At 69.0% G+C, this 14,258-nt stretch carries 16 protein-coding genes; 4 read left to right on the forward strand and 12 right to left on the reverse strand.

Annotation, left to right across the window (positions count from 1 at the left end; all coding sequences use genetic code 11):
- Nucleotides 1–190: 190 nt before the first annotated feature.
- A complete protein-coding gene (locus tag CTZ28_RS42285; protein ID WP_121895077.1) occupies nucleotides 191–745 on the reverse strand; it encodes a hypothetical protein in 555 nt (184 codons plus the stop codon).
- Nucleotides 746–1,041: 296 nt separating this feature from the next.
- Between CTZ28_RS42285 and CTZ28_RS42290 the strand changes: the two genes are divergently transcribed.
- Entirely contained in the window at nucleotides 1,042–1,608 is a 567-nt protein-coding gene (locus tag CTZ28_RS42290; RefSeq protein WP_147481278.1) for a hypothetical protein, read from the forward strand.
- Between the two features lie 66 nt (nucleotides 1,609–1,674).
- Here CTZ28_RS42290 and CTZ28_RS42295 read toward each other — a convergent pair whose 3' ends face one another.
- From CTZ28_RS42295 to CTZ28_RS42320, 6 genes are all read right to left on the reverse strand, one after another.
- Nucleotides 1,675–1,980 (reverse strand): hypothetical protein, encoded by a 306-nt coding sequence (locus tag CTZ28_RS42295; RefSeq protein ID WP_121895079.1) that lies wholly within the window; start codon nucleotides 1,978–1,980, stop codon nucleotides 1,675–1,677.
- Nucleotides 1,977–2,225, reverse strand: a complete 249-nt coding sequence (locus CTZ28_RS42300) for a hypothetical protein (protein WP_121895080.1) — start codon at nucleotides 2,223–2,225, stop codon at nucleotides 1,977–1,979. The genes CTZ28_RS42295 and CTZ28_RS42300 overlap by 4 nt, the downstream gene beginning before the upstream one ends.
- Complete coding sequence (locus tag CTZ28_RS42305; RefSeq protein WP_121895081.1) at nucleotides 2,222–2,812, reverse strand: hypothetical protein; 591 nt, start codon at nucleotides 2,810–2,812, stop codon at nucleotides 2,222–2,224. The genes CTZ28_RS42300 and CTZ28_RS42305 overlap by 4 nt, the downstream gene beginning before the upstream one ends.
- The gene (locus CTZ28_RS47560; RefSeq protein ID WP_183154862.1) at nucleotides 2,809–3,477 is read right to left on the reverse strand and encodes a hypothetical protein; all 669 of its coding nucleotides are present in this window, start codon (nucleotides 3,475–3,477) and stop codon (nucleotides 2,809–2,811) included. The genes CTZ28_RS42305 and CTZ28_RS47560 overlap by 4 nt, the downstream gene beginning before the upstream one ends.
- Nucleotides 3,474–4,076 carry an RNA polymerase sigma factor gene (locus CTZ28_RS42315; RefSeq protein ID WP_183154863.1) on the reverse strand — a complete coding sequence of 201 codons (603 nt, stop codon included), beginning with the start codon at nucleotides 4,074–4,076 and terminating at the stop codon, nucleotides 3,474–3,476. Before CTZ28_RS42315 ends, CTZ28_RS47560 begins: the two co-directional genes overlap by 4 nt.
- A gap of 143 nt (nucleotides 4,077–4,219) precedes the next feature.
- Nucleotides 4,220–4,516, reverse strand: coding sequence for a transposase (locus CTZ28_RS42320; RefSeq protein ID WP_398657857.1), 297 nt, complete (start codon nucleotides 4,514–4,516; stop codon nucleotides 4,220–4,222).
- 1,343 nt (nucleotides 4,517–5,859) lie between these two features.
- On the opposite strand from CTZ28_RS42320, the gene CTZ28_RS42325 reads away from it, so the two are divergent.
- The gene (locus CTZ28_RS42325) at nucleotides 5,860–6,189 is read left to right on the forward strand and encodes an acyl carrier protein (RefSeq protein WP_121895083.1); all 330 of its coding nucleotides are present in this window, start codon (nucleotides 5,860–5,862) and stop codon (nucleotides 6,187–6,189) included.
- A gap of 70 nt (nucleotides 6,190–6,259) precedes the next feature.
- Here CTZ28_RS42325 and CTZ28_RS42330 read toward each other — a convergent pair whose 3' ends face one another.
- The 4 genes from CTZ28_RS42330 to CTZ28_RS42350 all read right to left on the reverse strand — a co-directional run bounded on the left by CTZ28_RS42330 (nucleotide 6,260) and on the right by CTZ28_RS42350 (nucleotide 9,472).
- Nucleotides 6,260–6,637 (reverse strand): fic family toxin-antitoxin system, toxin component, encoded by a 378-nt coding sequence (locus CTZ28_RS42330; protein WP_121895084.1) that lies wholly within the window; start codon nucleotides 6,635–6,637, stop codon nucleotides 6,260–6,262.
- The gene (locus tag CTZ28_RS42335; RefSeq protein WP_121895085.1) at nucleotides 6,637–6,882 is read right to left on the reverse strand and encodes a hypothetical protein; all 246 of its coding nucleotides are present in this window, start codon (nucleotides 6,880–6,882) and stop codon (nucleotides 6,637–6,639) included. Before CTZ28_RS42335 ends, CTZ28_RS42330 begins: the two co-directional genes overlap by 1 nt.
- A 474-nt stretch (nucleotides 6,883–7,356) precedes the next feature.
- Nucleotides 7,357–8,226: a DUF459 domain-containing protein gene (locus CTZ28_RS42345; RefSeq protein WP_147481280.1), complete on the reverse strand. Its 870-nt coding sequence runs from the start codon at nucleotides 8,224–8,226 to the stop codon at nucleotides 7,357–7,359.
- A gap of 139 nt (nucleotides 8,227–8,365) precedes the next feature.
- Nucleotides 8,366–9,472 carry a Dyp-type peroxidase gene (locus CTZ28_RS42350; RefSeq protein ID WP_259472068.1) on the reverse strand — a complete coding sequence of 369 codons (1,107 nt, stop codon included), beginning with the start codon at nucleotides 9,470–9,472 and terminating at the stop codon, nucleotides 8,366–8,368.
- 352 nt (nucleotides 9,473–9,824) lie between these two features.
- Between CTZ28_RS42350 and CTZ28_RS42355 the strand changes: the two genes are divergently transcribed.
- Nucleotides 9,825–10,952, forward strand: a complete 1,128-nt coding sequence (locus CTZ28_RS42355) for a right-handed parallel beta-helix repeat-containing protein (protein WP_259472069.1) — start codon at nucleotides 9,825–9,827, stop codon at nucleotides 10,950–10,952.
- Nucleotides 10,953–11,013: 61 nt separating this feature from the next.
- Here CTZ28_RS42355 and CTZ28_RS42360 read toward each other — a convergent pair whose 3' ends face one another.
- Nucleotides 11,014–11,925: a hypothetical protein gene (locus CTZ28_RS42360; protein WP_147481281.1), complete on the reverse strand. Its 912-nt coding sequence runs from the start codon at nucleotides 11,923–11,925 to the stop codon at nucleotides 11,014–11,016.
- Between the two features lie 380 nt (nucleotides 11,926–12,305).
- On the opposite strand from CTZ28_RS42360, the gene CTZ28_RS42365 reads away from it, so the two are divergent.
- On the forward strand, nucleotides 12,306–14,258 hold a 1,953-nt coding region (locus CTZ28_RS42365), incomplete at its 3' end, for an SdrD B-like domain-containing protein (RefSeq protein WP_220795543.1).

The following is a 14,258-nucleotide window of genomic DNA, read 5'->3' on the forward strand; positions in this document are numbered from 1 at the left end:
GCCGATCTCGGCGTCGAGGTGGGTGGTCTCGCAGTCCCCGAAGGCGATGCTGGTCACGGCGTCAGGGCTCCCTCCCATTCGGCGAGCCGCTCGGCGGTGATCTCGGCGAGCCGTTCCTCGGAGATCGGCCGGGCGGTCGGCGTCTCAGGCACTGCGCGCCTCCGTGCCGCTGACGGCCGTCGATGAGGCGTCATCGACGAGCCCGTCGTGCGCCGGGAGCCGAACGTGATTCCGGAGCCGCTCGTACTACTGCTCCGTGCCTGTCCCACTGGACCCGCGGGTCCGTCGGCTCGACGACCGTCACGTGCTTGAAGAGCGGGACGTCACACGGGGCGATGTGCCAGGACATCCGCCAGCCGCCGGCCACGAGGTACAGCAGCTGCCAGCCGTCCTCGTCGACGTCGGACGAGGCGGTGATGACGGCCGTCGACGGGTGCAGCGCGGTCAACCAAGCGAGGAGCTGCGCACGCTCCCGGTACGCGCCGTCACGGTCGCGTTCAGCGCGTTCCAGCTGGTTGCGGTAGTGGTGGCTGAGCTGTGCGGCCTCACTGCGCTCGGCATCGTAGGCGTCGGCGTGCCGCTTCCACCGTGCGGCCTCTTCCTGGGCCTCGGTCAGGGCATTCGTCAGGATCGTGACCGGGTCGCCGATCGGGGCGACGCCTTCTGCACCGCGCGCGAGGCCCTGGAACCGGGAGCGAACCGGTTCCGGTTCCTGGTTCCTGCGGCGCCAGAATGGCATGGACATGGGGTGCTCCGGTGTGGTGGCCGGGGCGGGTCCCTGCGTGGGGCCCCTGTCCGCTGTGGGCTGGCGGCTAGACGAGGATTCCGGCGGCGCGGGCAGCGGCTGCAAGGCCCTCGTACGAGCCATGATCGGCCCCTGAAGGCAGTGCGAGGCGACCACCGGCCCCGAGGGGACGCCCGGAGTTGGGAACCTTCGGCTTGGGCTTGTCCGCCTGTGGAGCACTCAGCGGCAACCTTCGCCCGCTGCGCCCCGGTGAGTTCCCACTCTCGATCCATGACAGTTCCTCCGTACGGTTGGTCGTGATCAAACGAAATGCGGCTGGTCGCGGGCACGTGACGGCTGCCGCTGACGGGCGTCACGGCGATCTCCGGGGCGCCGACGTACGTGCCGTGCTCGCGGTAGTGGCGGTCCTCAACCGAAGGCCGGGGACGGATCCGGGCAACGGCGCTGAGGTTGAGGACGCTGTCGTTGTTCTTCAGGTCCTCCCAGGCGGCCCGGGCCACGGGGAGGACCAGCTTGACGACCTCTCCGCGGCTCTTCTTCAGACCGTCGAAGTGAGGAATGTGCTTCTGGATGATCTTGTCGCCGGCGCTGTGGCAGAAGCGCTCAACGGTGTCCAGCGCCAGCGTCCGCTCGTACGTCAGGCCCTCGCGGACCGGTTCGTCCACGGTCGTCCGCACGGGGTCCACGCCCTGGCCGAGCTGCTCCAGATCGCCTTCCACGCCCGGGTGGTGGACCGAGGCGCCGTCGCGCGCTGTGTAGCGGGTCTTGGTGACGGTACCCGTGTCCTGGCCCATGTCGACCACGACGTCGGCTTCGTACTCGGCGCCCTCACGCTGGACGGTCGTTCTTCGTCCGCATGGTGACGACGACGTGGCCGGGGAAGCCGAGCAGGACGTCCAACATCTCCTGCTCCATCTCGTTCAAGGCTGTCATGAGGTGCTCCGGTTGTTGCGCTGGTTCGGAAGGTTCGGGCGAAGGGCAGCGGCGGCGAGGCTGCGGAGGCGGCCGATGGCGTCCATCGCGGCGCCGTACCTGCGGCGCTTCCGGCGCCACTCGCCTTCGGTGTCGGTCGGAGACCGGCGGAACTCGCTGTCGTGCTCCAGTTCCTTCTCCGCCGCAGCCACCAGCTCCTCGGCGGTCTCGATGCGGAGGCCGGCGAGCAACTGCGCGGCCTCGTCGGGGCGCAGCGCCCGGCTGCTGGTGAGGGCCCGGAAGGCGGTGCTGTACGCGCTCACGACAGGTCGGCTTCTCCCCTGACCTCAGCCGTCAGGTCCTCCCAACGACCGCTGCCGACGTGCCGGGTGAAGGCGACGAGGCGACCGCTCGCGGCGTGCCGGCGGGCGTGGTGGCACGCCCGCCGCCGGTCGCTAGAGGTGAACTCACCGGTCTCCCGGGCGTCACGGTGGCGGCGGTAACGGACGACGAAGACGCGGTCGTTGTACGTCAGCTCTCGGGAGCGGTGCCGGTTGGCGGGCTTCATCCGTCCGCCTCCTCGGCCTTGTCCTCCCTCAGGGCCTGGTCGGCGGCGAAGGTGCGTGTCAGCCGGTCCGGCTCGGTCGGGCCGAGGTCGACCCAGCCGTCCGCCCATTTCTCCATGCGCTGCGCGGCGGACACCCACGGACTGCCGGCACCGGGCCGCTCGAAGCCGAAGGCGCGGAGTGTGCCCTTCGTCGGGTGCACGCTGACGCCCACGCACTCGAAGCCGGGAACGTCCTCGAGTGCTCGGAACGGCAGGTTGCGGATGTACGTGCGGCCGGGGCGGAAGAACTCGGTCGGAGCGGCACCGGCCGCTGCCTGACGGCTGCACGTCTCCTGCGCCTTCTCCCGGACGAGCGCGGCGAAGTCGGGCGGGTAGCTCGGGAACGGTTCGCCGTGGAACGCGCCGTCGACCAGCTCGGCGGCGGCGAGCATGCCGGCCGTGTGCAGCTCGGCGGCGGTCTCGGGCGACTGGAGCAGCTGCGCCGACTCCAGAGCCTCCGCGGCCTGAGTCGCCAGGTCGTACGACCGACCGTTCAACCACGCGGCCTCGATGACCTTCTTCGTCAGCATGGCGAGCTTCGAGATCACCGGCCGTCACCTCCCACCGGTGCGGAGACCTCGTCCCACCGGTCAGCGACACCCCGCGGAAGAGTCCGCTCCCGCTCCATGACCCGGGTCTCCCGGTCCCTGAGGTCGGCGTCTCTCCAGGCCCAGATCTCGTCCTCGATCAGCTGGTCGAGCATCGTCGGGTCCAGTGCGTCCAGTTCCCAGCCGCTCCGGCCGTGCTCGCGGATGTAGCCGCTGGCCCGTGAGTCGGTCAGCCTGGCCGGGTTCGGCGGCGGGTTGTGCTCCTGGACCTGATCCATGTTCAGCGCGATGCGCCGCACCGTGACGTCAGCTCCGAACAGCGCCATCCGGTCCTCGATGTCCCAGGTCATGTCCACCCCGGACGGATCGTGGTCGCCGAGGCGGATGATGCAGGTCGGCGTGCCTGCCGCTGGCTGAAGGGGAATCTGGTTCGTCATGCGGTCCTGCCACCCTTGGCGCCCGTCCTGACGGGCGTCGCCGGGGTGGCGGACGTCGCCTTGACGGCCGGCGGTGGTGCGGTGCGGGACGACGCCGTACGTGCGCTCGGGGTCGACGAGGAGTCGCGACTTGTTGAGGGCGTGGACGATGGCTGCCGCAGGGTCGTTGCCGGCGGAGGCCATGGCCTCGCGGGTGACTTCCATGGTGCGGGGGATGTTCCGGTTCACACCGCCACCCCCTCGGCGACGAGCGCCTGCTCCAGGCTGCACTTTGCGCGGTAAGCCAGCGTCTTGACCGCGCCCCGCTGCTTGCCCATTCGGGCAGCCGTCTCGTCCACCGACAGACCGTCCAGGTAGCGGAGCCGCACGCACTGCGCCTGTGCTGGGGTCAGAGACTTCATGGCCTTGGCCACGCTCCTGGCAGCATCGGCGATCTCCAGTTTCCGGAGCCCGTACGTCTCAGCGCTCTCGTCCTTCACCAGCGAGAGGATCTCCGGGGAGGAGATCTCCCGCTTCACGCGCGCCAGTTTCAGGTGGTCCACGTGAAGGTTGTGGGCGATGGTGATCAGCCAGCCCACGAAGCCGCCGGTCGCCGGCCGTGTCTGAAACGTATCGATGCGGCGGAGGGCGCGCTCAAAGGTGTCGCTGGTCAGGTCCTCGGCCAGGTCCCGGTTCCCGGTCCTCGAACGGAGGTAGCGATACACGGCGTCGCGGTAGTCGTCGTAGAGGACGGCGAATGCGTCACGGTCACCCGCTGCGGCCCGAGCCACCAGCTCGGTCACCGCCCCTACCGACAGGTTGATCTGGGCGTTAGCCTGGTGTTTCACGACCAGGGGTCTCCTTTGGAGTTAGGGGTTTTCTCGGTTGTGTGAGGGCCGCTCCGGGTCGCATCCGGGGCGGCCCTTCGGCGCGCTCAGTGGGGTCGCGGACTGGGGCAGTGGCTTCCGCTGCGTTTTCAGTCCCCGCCGCTTCAAATGCCTGAACAGGCGAAACGTGTGCTCCGCACCAGGGCACGGCGCAGCCGGGCGATATCGATCCGCCCCTGGTCGAGCCCGCCGTACAAAGCCCCATGCCCGCGGCGATGTTCAGGTGCGAGCGCCAGATCGACCAGCGTCCGCACCGGCCCGTCCGTACACAACAACGCGTCGCACAACTCGAACAACGCGTCGTCCCGCGCGGTCGGACACGCGTACGGCTCCGACCAGAAGCGTGACACTTCCGCGAACGCATCCCGCAGGACACCCTGATGCACCAAACTCGTGACCACGGCCTTCGGCTGTTCCTATGCCTCCGTGACGGAGCACGGGATCAGACGAAGGCTGCCTACGCGTCCGCTGAACTGCGAAAACACCGGCCAGGTTCGAGCCGCGTTCGACACCGGACCATGAACGACAAGTTCAGTGGGTGGATCAAGCGGTGGCGAGCTGATCGTGCTCAGCCATCCACGCCTCCAACACGACGGATGCGTCGAACTCCAGTAAGTCAGGTCCCGGATCTCAGCCCTGACTGTGCGTCTGGCGGAGGCGGCTGACACCACTGTCCGGCTCCGGACTTCCTGAGCGTGCTCCCGACCCGGCCGGGTCTGACCCGGAACTGGGGCGGCGCCGCCTCCCGGGGACGGGGAGACGGCGCCGCTGCGCGCTTCTGAGGACGTCCTCAGACGTCAGATCAGCCAGCCGATGAAGTGGATGAGGCCGGCGAGGACGTCCGTGAGAAGGTTCATGATCGTGCTGCTCCTAGCGGTGTAGCTGTCGTGTGTGGGACCTGTGCGGCAACTACGGTCTGCAGCCCGTCGCTTGCACACCGTAAGTCTCACCCACCCCAGACGCCTCGGTGACCACATGGGTGACGATCACCTGTTCCAGGGAATAACTGCTCCCTTGTTCGGATCACGGATGGCCGGCGCACCGGTCCCCTGCCCTGAACTGCCATGCCAGCAGGCGGTGTCCTGAGCAAGCAGCCCGAGCCGTCACGGCAGGCGATTGCCGTCACCCGTGGCAGCAGAGGTGAGCCCCGGACGGGTAACGGAGCCGACGCAGGCTGACGGCCGGCACCTGAGCGAAGCGGACAGCGCCGCTTCGGGCAGCCGGTAGGTGGCTGTGGGGGAGCACGGTCCAGGAGACCGCGGTACCGATACAGGAAGTGGCCAGGCAGGCAGCACCAGCCGCAGTAACAGGACACAGCGCACGGGAAGATGATCGCGCCCGACACACACTTCAGGCCTCTTGCGCACCAACCACTTCCTCGACCCCCACCTGGCCGTTGTCCACGCGGGCCCGCAGTTCGTCGGCGACTCCGGCGCAGGCGCCGAGCCCGTGGAGGGATCCGCCCGACAGACAGAGGCGTGGGCGTACTGCTTGTCACCGTAGGACAGGCCGATGGCGCCGCCGCACTGGTGGTGCGGATCAGCGGGAGGTCACGGGGAAACTTGCTGCACAGGCGTTGGCTGGTGCGGGCACGCCAGGTTGGCTGACCGGGCAGGGTGAAGCGAGGCAGGCGGGTGGCCAGGGCCGAAGCCGTGCCGGTGTATCTGCCGCCGAAGACGCCGACCGCCTGCCGCGGCCCACAACCGGCCGACGGAACCGTGCCGGCCCAACGGAAGCCTCTGCCATGGCGGCTGCCCGCCAGCATCAAACCGCCCCAGGTTCACTGAAGACGGCCGCATCGGCCCCCGGCGCTCCGACGCGAAGCGGCGGCCCAGAGCACAGCCTCACTGCGCAAGTCCTTGGAGCAGACGCTCACAAATTCCAGGTCGGCCCGACCGCCATCGCCGACGCGAACACGCTCACTGATCTTGGGCTGGACTCTCTCGCCGTGGTGGAACTGATCGGCTTCTTGGCCGCCGACCTGGGCCTGCAGCTCCAGGACGACACCCTGCACCCGGCCATGACCGTGGACGAGGCCGTAGCGGTACTGCGGCAGGGCAGCGCGAAGTCGTAGCCCATGGGGCGACTCTGAAGGCACCGTCTCACCCGTCGGAGCACTGACCGACCCCGTGGCGCAGTTCGGCTCAGGCGGAGCGTGGCCAGCCGCGTAGCAGTTCAGCGATGCGCGCCGCGGTGCAGGAGGGGTCGCGCAGCAGGTCGCGCAGGGCGACGGCGTCCTGGTGGCCGGGCTTGACCGGGATGCCGGACGCCTCCAGGTACATCACCCCCGTCGCCGCGGCGACGGCCAGGTTGGATCGCTCCAGCCAGCGGCACCGGCCGAGCACATGGACCAGGGCGGCGGCGCGGGCGTAAGGGCCGCCGTAGACGGGCTGTTCGAGCAGTTCGGCCCGATGGCAGGCCACCGCGGCGACCGGAACGCCGTAGTCCTCGGGCGCGGGGTCCGCGGCGCCCGCGATCTCGGCGACCTGCAGGACCCAGGGGACGTCGATGTGCAGATCCATTACGCGGCGTGGGCCCCCGTGGGCGTGGCCTGGCGGTCCGCTTCCTCGGCCTCGTCGAAGACACTCTGGTACTCGTCGAGGAAGGTCCGGGCGGCGTCCAGGCCCCGCTTGCGCAGTCCGGCGACGTCCTCGCGGACCAGCTCGGCGATGTAGTCGCCGATGCTCAGACCGCGCTCCTTCGCCCGGATCGCGGCGAGTTCCTTGACCGAATCATCGACGCGGGCACCCCACTGAGTCTTCGACATGCCGAAATGGTAGCAGGTGTTACCACCCACCCGGCAGGCCCCGTTTCCGCATGAGCGCCGCCCCCGCACAGCCGACGGCACCGACGCACCGGTCGGCCACGGCTCGCCTTCCGCAACGCCGCCGCGGCAGCGGATTCGCGCCCACGACCACGGCAAGGCGGGCCCCGCCACCGAGCCGGTCAGGACTTCGAGATCCGCAGCCCGGACTCGTGGCCGAGAGTGGTGATGAGCGAGCCGCCACCGGGGCCGCCGCCACCCTGGCCGCCGGGCGAACACGGCGAGAGCGGCAAGAGCGGCGACGTCGTACAGGACGTCTTCCTGCCGACCGGCATCGCGCCTGGGCGGACCGATCGCGGCACCAGCGCTCGAAGCTGTGGCGAGCCCCGGCCGCCCGCACATCACCGCACGCCCGAGACCACCCGTAGCCCTATGACCCGGTGCGCTCCGGTGCCGCGGGTGGCCGTCGGAGCAAGGTCATGAACCGGTGGTGCCTGCGGGGCTGCCGACGAACATCGCGTTGAGCATCCAGGTGGCGAGGCGGTCGCGGCTCCAGTTGGCCGGGTGGCCGGTCGCGTCGTAGAGCTTGTGGCCGTCCAGGACGGGCGGGCATCCGTTGTCATTGCACAACTGGGCCCTGAGGTCCAGCAGATGGACACCCTTGTCCTTGTACTTGTCCGCCACCTGCTGAACAGCGTCGTTCATCTTGAGGGACAGATTCTTCCAACTGTCCTCGATCTTCGCGTTCGTCAGATAGACCGGGGTCCCGTTCTCGCTGAGGATATCGATCGCACGCCCCATGTTCTTGAAGAACCTCTGGCGGAACGGAACGTGCTCCATGCTGAGTTCGACCCCGGAATTGTCGAAGGACTGCGGCGTCATGTCCCAGTTCGCCGTCCGCAGCAGAACCGCATCCGGCTTGTACTGCTTCATGTACTGCGGCCACTCCTTCGGCCACTTCAGGCAAGCGTCCTCCGGCTTCTTCCCTCCCTGCACCGTGTCCGGCATCATGATGCCGCAGCCGCCCAGTCCGGCATTCACGATCACATTTCCGCCCGAGGCGACCTTGGCCATCCCCTCGCCGAAAGATCCGGCCCAGGAGTCACCGACGACGAGCACCTTCTTCCCCCGAACCGCCGGGGACAACTCGGCCTCGCCCACGGGCGGCAGCGCCGACCCCAGCGAACTGCTGGCAGAAGCCGAAGCCGGTACGGAAAGGGAAGGCAGCGGAGCCGCCGCGGGAGTTCCCTGGGCGGAGTCGTTTCCCCATACACCGCACCCGGCCACCGCCAGGAGGAGAGCAGGAACGGTCACGCCCACCCAACGACGCGACGATCGTGTGAACATGGGACTCCTTCGCCTACTTCTGTTGGTCAGGCCGAACAACTCTCTGGAGTCCCCGATCGCACGGCCATGATGGCCCCACCGCACGAATGCCTCCATCAGCGGAAGGACACACGGTACGAGGCCCCGGCACCCGGCGGGCCTATCCGCCGAGCAGTGCTGCCGAGTCGCCGGCGGGCAGCACATAGCCGACGGCGGAGGCCCGGTGTTCGACGAACTTGTTCATCGCGTCGGAGAGGTCGAGGCGTTCCTGCACGCGGGTGAAGAGCGCGGGGTCACGCATGTACGCGAGGAAGAGCAGACCGCGGTCGTCGGCTCCGTTGTCGTACGAGTAGCCGCGGCGCAGCATGCGGGCTCCGCCGTCGAGCCGGGAATGCGCTAGGCGCACATGGGCGTCGACGGGGATGACGTAACGGCCCTGCGCGGTCTTGGCGTAGAGGTTCGCCTGGTCGCGTTCGCGCTGTGCGCCGAGCGGCGCTCCGCTGGCGCGGTAGCGTCCGATGACGGCTTCCTGACGGCCGCGCGGGAGCGCTTCGAAGTCGGAGACGTCCATGTGGATGCGCCGGTAGACCAGGTAGGTGCTGCCGTCGGCGTTCCACACCCACTGGTCCGCTTCGGCCACGGACGGGTTCTCCGTACCGTCCTTGAAGCCGAAGAGGTTGCGGGGTGTCTCGTCCCGGGGGCGATCGGGCAGGAACCCCCGCTCGTCCCAGCGGGACACGAGCGTCCCGGCGGCCGTCGTACCGAGCCGGCGGGAGAGGGCGCGCAGCGCTTCGGGATCGTCGCCGGACAGTTGCACCAGGACGTCGCCGCCGCCGCGGTCGGGGTCGAGCCGGTCACGTGAAAGGGCGGGGATGTCGTGTAATCGGTCGGGCGCCGCGAGACCGAGCTTGCGGTAGAGGGCCGGGCCGAGCGCCACGGTCCGGGTGGTGCCGTCGGGGAGGGGAAGCGCCGTCCAGCGGTCCAGGAGCCTGCGCAGGGCGGTGGTGCCGTCCGGGCCACGCAGGCCGGACGCCAGATCGTGGGCGGCGACGACGGCGTACCGGGGCTGGGGGTCGCTGACACCGCGCTGCCGGGCCTGCGTCGCACGGGTACCGGAGGTTGTTCCGGAGGCGTGGTCCTCGGTGGTCTCCGCTTCCGGCCGGCGTGTTTCCGCCGCGCAGCCGGCGGTGACGAGGGCGGCGGCCGTGGTGGCGGCGAGGACGGAGCGGCGGGTCGGCGGACGAGGATCGGACGGTGTGCTGATCACCGGTGCTCCAGGGTCGGTCACATGAAACATGCGGGGATGCCGACAGCGCGCTGTCTCCCGGGCCGACGAGGGCAGGGGGAGGCGATGATCGGCTGCTGCGGCGTGCCTGACGCTACACCTGGGCCCCATGCGATTCTTCGTCACGAAACGCCGTGTTCCTGGTGTCCCGAGGACCCTGCCGGGCCGGACGGCTGTGCTTCTCGGCCTGTTGATCGCCCTGCTGGGACCGGCGGCATGCGGCACGTCCGGTTCTGACAGCCGACCGGCGAGCGGCGGTCAGTCGGCGGTCTTACGGGTTCCGGGCCAGTTCCCGTCCATCCAGAAGGCAGTGGATTCCGCCCGATCGGGTGACATGGTGCTGGTCTCTCCGGGTGTTTACCGCGAGAGTGTCACCATCCGCACACCCCGGATCGTGCTGCGGGGTACCGACCGCTCCACCGTGGTGGTGGACGGCGAGTTCAAGCGCACCAACGGCATCACGGTCACCGGTGCGGCGTCGGTCGTGGAGAACCTGACCGTACGCAACAACCTCGCCAACGGGCTGCTGTTCACCGGTGTCACCGACGAGGCACTGCAGGGAGCGGGGGCCGGCGGCGCGGGATACGACCCCTTGGACACCGTCAAGTTCCCGGCGCTGCGCGGCTTCCGGGCCTCCTACGTCACGGCCCACAACAACGCCCTCTACGGCATCTACGCCTTCGACGCCCGCGACGGGGTGATCGAGCACTCCTACGGCTCCGGACAGTCGGACTCCGGCATCTACGTCGGCCAGTGCAAGCCGTGCAACACGGTCGTGCGGAACAACCTGACCGAGCACAACGCGGTGGGCGTCGAGGTCACGAACGCGTCGAAGGACCTGTACTTCCTCGGCAACACCATCCGCCGCAACCGAGTGGGCATCACGGTGCTCTCGAACAACCTGGAGGCGCTGGGCCCCCAGCAGCATGCCGTGTTCGCGGGCAACACGATCAGCGACAACAACGACGACAGCAGCCCGGAACAGGCGGACGGCGGCTTCGGCATCGGGGTCGGCATCGGCGGGGGCACCCACAACCGCTTCGAACACAACCGGGTGGAGGGCAATCGCGCGGGCGCCTTCGTCCTGCGGGACGAGCAGGGATACCCGGCGCTCGGCAACCGGATCGAGGACAACGCCGTGAGCGAGGACCAGATGGGTCTCGTCGTGCTGACGGCACGCAGCGGGGGCAACTGCTACGCCGGCAACGGCCACGGCCCCACCAGTCCGCAGCCGTTGCCCGGCACCCTGTCCGCCTGCCCGGGCAAGGACACCAAGCTGTCCACGTCCGGCCGGCCGTCGAAGCTCGCATCGGTTCCGGCCGGGGTGTCCTTCCGAGATGTCCCGCCGCCGCCGGACCAGCCCGGCATGCCGGACCCGGCGCGTGCGCCCGCCCGGCCCGCGCTGCGGCTGCCGGGCGAAGTCGACCTCGCGGCCTACCCGCTGCCCGAGTCGCGCCGCTGACCGCTGCCGGGGAGAGGCCGGTTCCCCGACTCCGGGAAGGAGCCGGGCCTCTCCCCCAGGGTCACTTGCCGCCGGGTGATTCCCCCCAGGGCTCCACCGGTACCTTCACCCGGCCCTCATGACCGGTGAAGTCCACCGTGACCGGCCGCTCCACACCACCACTGCGGATCTCCAGACGGCCCAGCTCCCCGTCCTCGTCGACCCAGTACGTCAGCGGGGAGAGCCCGGTGCGGCGGGGCTGGGGTGTGGTCGGGGCTGCGGAGCCGGCCCCGGCCGCGCCTTCCTTCTGCGACTTCGTCTCCTGCGGCTTCGTCTCCTGCGGCTTCGTCTCCTGCGGCTTCGGCCGCGGTCCTGAGAGACGCGCGTACGACGTCCCGCGCAGCGTGCTCTCCCCCAGGTACCGGGGCCCGGACTGGGCCAGCAGCTGCGCGTTGTCCGGCCGGTCCGCCCCCAGGGCCATCACCACTCGCAGCGCGACGTCCAGGGGGTATCCGGCGTAGGCACGGGGTGACCAGCCCCCGTGGGGCACCTTGGCGGCCGCTCGTGCGATCTCGGCCGTCTTCGACGAGGGTGACGTCCCCTTCGCCTCCGTGGCCACGGCCAGGCCGCTGTTGTCCCAGGCGATCAGCCCCTTCTGCTGCTTCGGCCCCGGCTCCCCCGCGGCGTACGAGCCCACGGCGCGGTGCTTGCGGTAGTCGATCAGGCCGCGTACCTCGTAGGAGTCCCTGCCGTCGTCGATCTTCAGGGTGACTCGGTGCGGACCGTTCTCATAGGCGTGGAACCGCGCCATGGCCAGCCGGCCGGCCTCCTCCGACGTGATCGCCCGCGGCCCGTCCGCCGCACCGCCCTGGCCGGCGGCCCATGCCAGGGCGCAGCAGGACAGTCCGACGGCGAACACCACGGCCAGGACGCGTGTTCGCCGACGGCGCGTCAACTGCCGTAAAGAACCACGGGAACCGAGCGGAATGCGCATGGATCACCTCTCGCAGAGGATGGGCAGGAAGAAACCGCCGCATCTGATACGGCCGTGAGCTGTCTATCGCAGATACGCCACCTCGAATCAAGAACACCGCGCCGGTGGCACAGCGGGGTTTGCCGTCGAGACCACGGCCCCGGTGTGACAGGGCATGTTCCGAGGCCGCCGTGCGGTGCACCGATGCTGACGGGCGATTTCGATATCACCCACGCTTGGCGCATTTTCCTTACACCATCTCAGTGTTTTTTGGGCGCTGCGTTGACGCGCGTGTCTTGATCCGTATGGAGACTTATAGGGAAATTATTTCAGCCACCAGAGAGGGCTGGTAAATGGAGTTACAGCAGCGTCGGCGATGGTCCGGCGGTATGTCTTTGGCGTTGGCTTCGGCGTTATCGGCGTCGCTCGCGGTCACCGGGGTGGTTTCCTCGGTGCTCCCTGCGGCGGCCGACTCCGGGGACGGTGACGCGACCATCCGTGTGGTGCGGGAGGTGAACGCGAACGGGAAGTGGGACCAGGTGCTGGAGCCGGGCATGTCCGGTGTCTCGGTGGTGCTGACCGACGACAAGGGTCGGTCGATCACCGGTACCACGCAGGCGGACGGCACGGTGAAGCTGACCCCGGGCAACAGCCTGGGTGGCGGCAAATACCGGATCGAGGTGAAGAACCCCGAGGAGGGTGTGCTCTTTCCCGGATTCGCTTCGCCCCGGAGCGATCTGATCGATCCGACGGTGCTGTCGTCGAACGTGGAGTTCGTGGACCTGTCGGGCGGCAAGAACGTGGAGATCACGACCTCGTTCTGGAGCCCGGAGGACTACTGCCAGAAGAACGCCATGCTGGTGACGGCCTGCATGAACGCGAGCATCCCGGTGGGCAACGCGTCGCCGGACAGCAAGCGCACGCTGACGTCGTTCCCGTACAACGCGCGGGGCACGTACGACCAGCTGACCGATCTGGCCAGCACCGGCCAGACCGGTACGGTGTGGGGCATCGGCTACAACCGGGTGACCAAGCAGATCTTCTCTGCCGCGTATGCCAAGCGGGGCACCAAGTACGGTCCCGGTGGTTCGGGCGCGATCTACCGGACGGACCCGGCCACCAAGCAGACCACGGTGTTCACCCGGGTGCCCAACGCCGGCTCCACCGGTCACAACCCGGGCGCCAACATGGACGAGGCGTTCGGTCCGGTGGTGGGCAAGGAGTCGCTGGGCGATGTGGACGTCAGCCCGGACGGCAAGGACCTGTACGTCGTCAACCTGCACGACCGCAGGCTCTACCGCTACGACGCCACGCAGCCGACGGCTGCCACGTACAAGGCGTCGTACCCCATCAAGGACCCGGGCTGTGCCGCGCCGGGCGACTGGCGTCCGTCCGGCATCGGTATCCAGGACGGCAAGGTCTACGTCGGCGGTGTCTGCTCGGCGCAGTCGACCGGCAGCAAGGCCGATCTGCGGGCGGTCGTGCAGGTCTTCGACCCGGTCACGGGCCAGTTCACCGGCACGGTCATGGACCAGCCGCTGAACTACCAGCGCATGGAGACGAACTACCAGAACGGCAACTGCTTCGGCTCGACCTGGTACCCGTGGAGCAACACGCGGCCCAACACCCAGGACGGCCACGACTGCACGTCGCCCAACATGCAGAACCCGGAGCCGATCCTGTCCGATCTGCTCTTCGAGACCAACGGTGACATGGTCGTCGGCTTCGGTGACCGGTTCTCCGACCGCACCGGCTGGGTGCTGCCCGGCACGAACGACGCCCGCCCGACGACCGCGTTCGAGGGCGGTGACATCAACCGGGCCTGCCGTGGCGGCAACCACATGTTCGTCCTGGACGGCAACGGCGGCTGCAAGAACAACGCCAGCCCCGCCACCAACGGCGGGCATGACGAGCCGAACGTCCGGGAGTACTACCCGGGTGACTGGTCCGCCGGTATGCACCGGGAGATCAGTGAGGGTGGTCTGGCCCTGTCCAAGGTGGAGACGACCATCCCCTTCACCGCGATGGACCCGAACATCTCCACGACGGAGCACGGGTGGACGGGCAGTGGTGTGCGGTGGGTCGACCGCACCACGGGCACCGCGAACGCCGAGACCGACGGCAACTACCTCAACGACGACTTCGGCAAGTCCCGCGGTATCGCGGACCTCGAAGTGATGTGTGACGAGGCGCCGCTGCAGATCGGTAACCGGGTCTGGAAGGACCTGGACGAGGACGGTATCCAGGACCCCGGTGAGGAGCCGGTGGTGGGTGCCACGGTGAACCTGTACGACGCCGATGGCAACAAGATCGGTACGGCGGTCACCAACGAGCGGGGCGAGTACTACTTCGAC

It is taken from the genome of Streptomyces shenzhenensis (genome assembly GCF_003688995.1).
Lineage (GTDB): Bacteria > Actinomycetota > Actinomycetes > Streptomycetales > Streptomycetaceae > Streptomyces > Streptomyces shenzhenensis_A.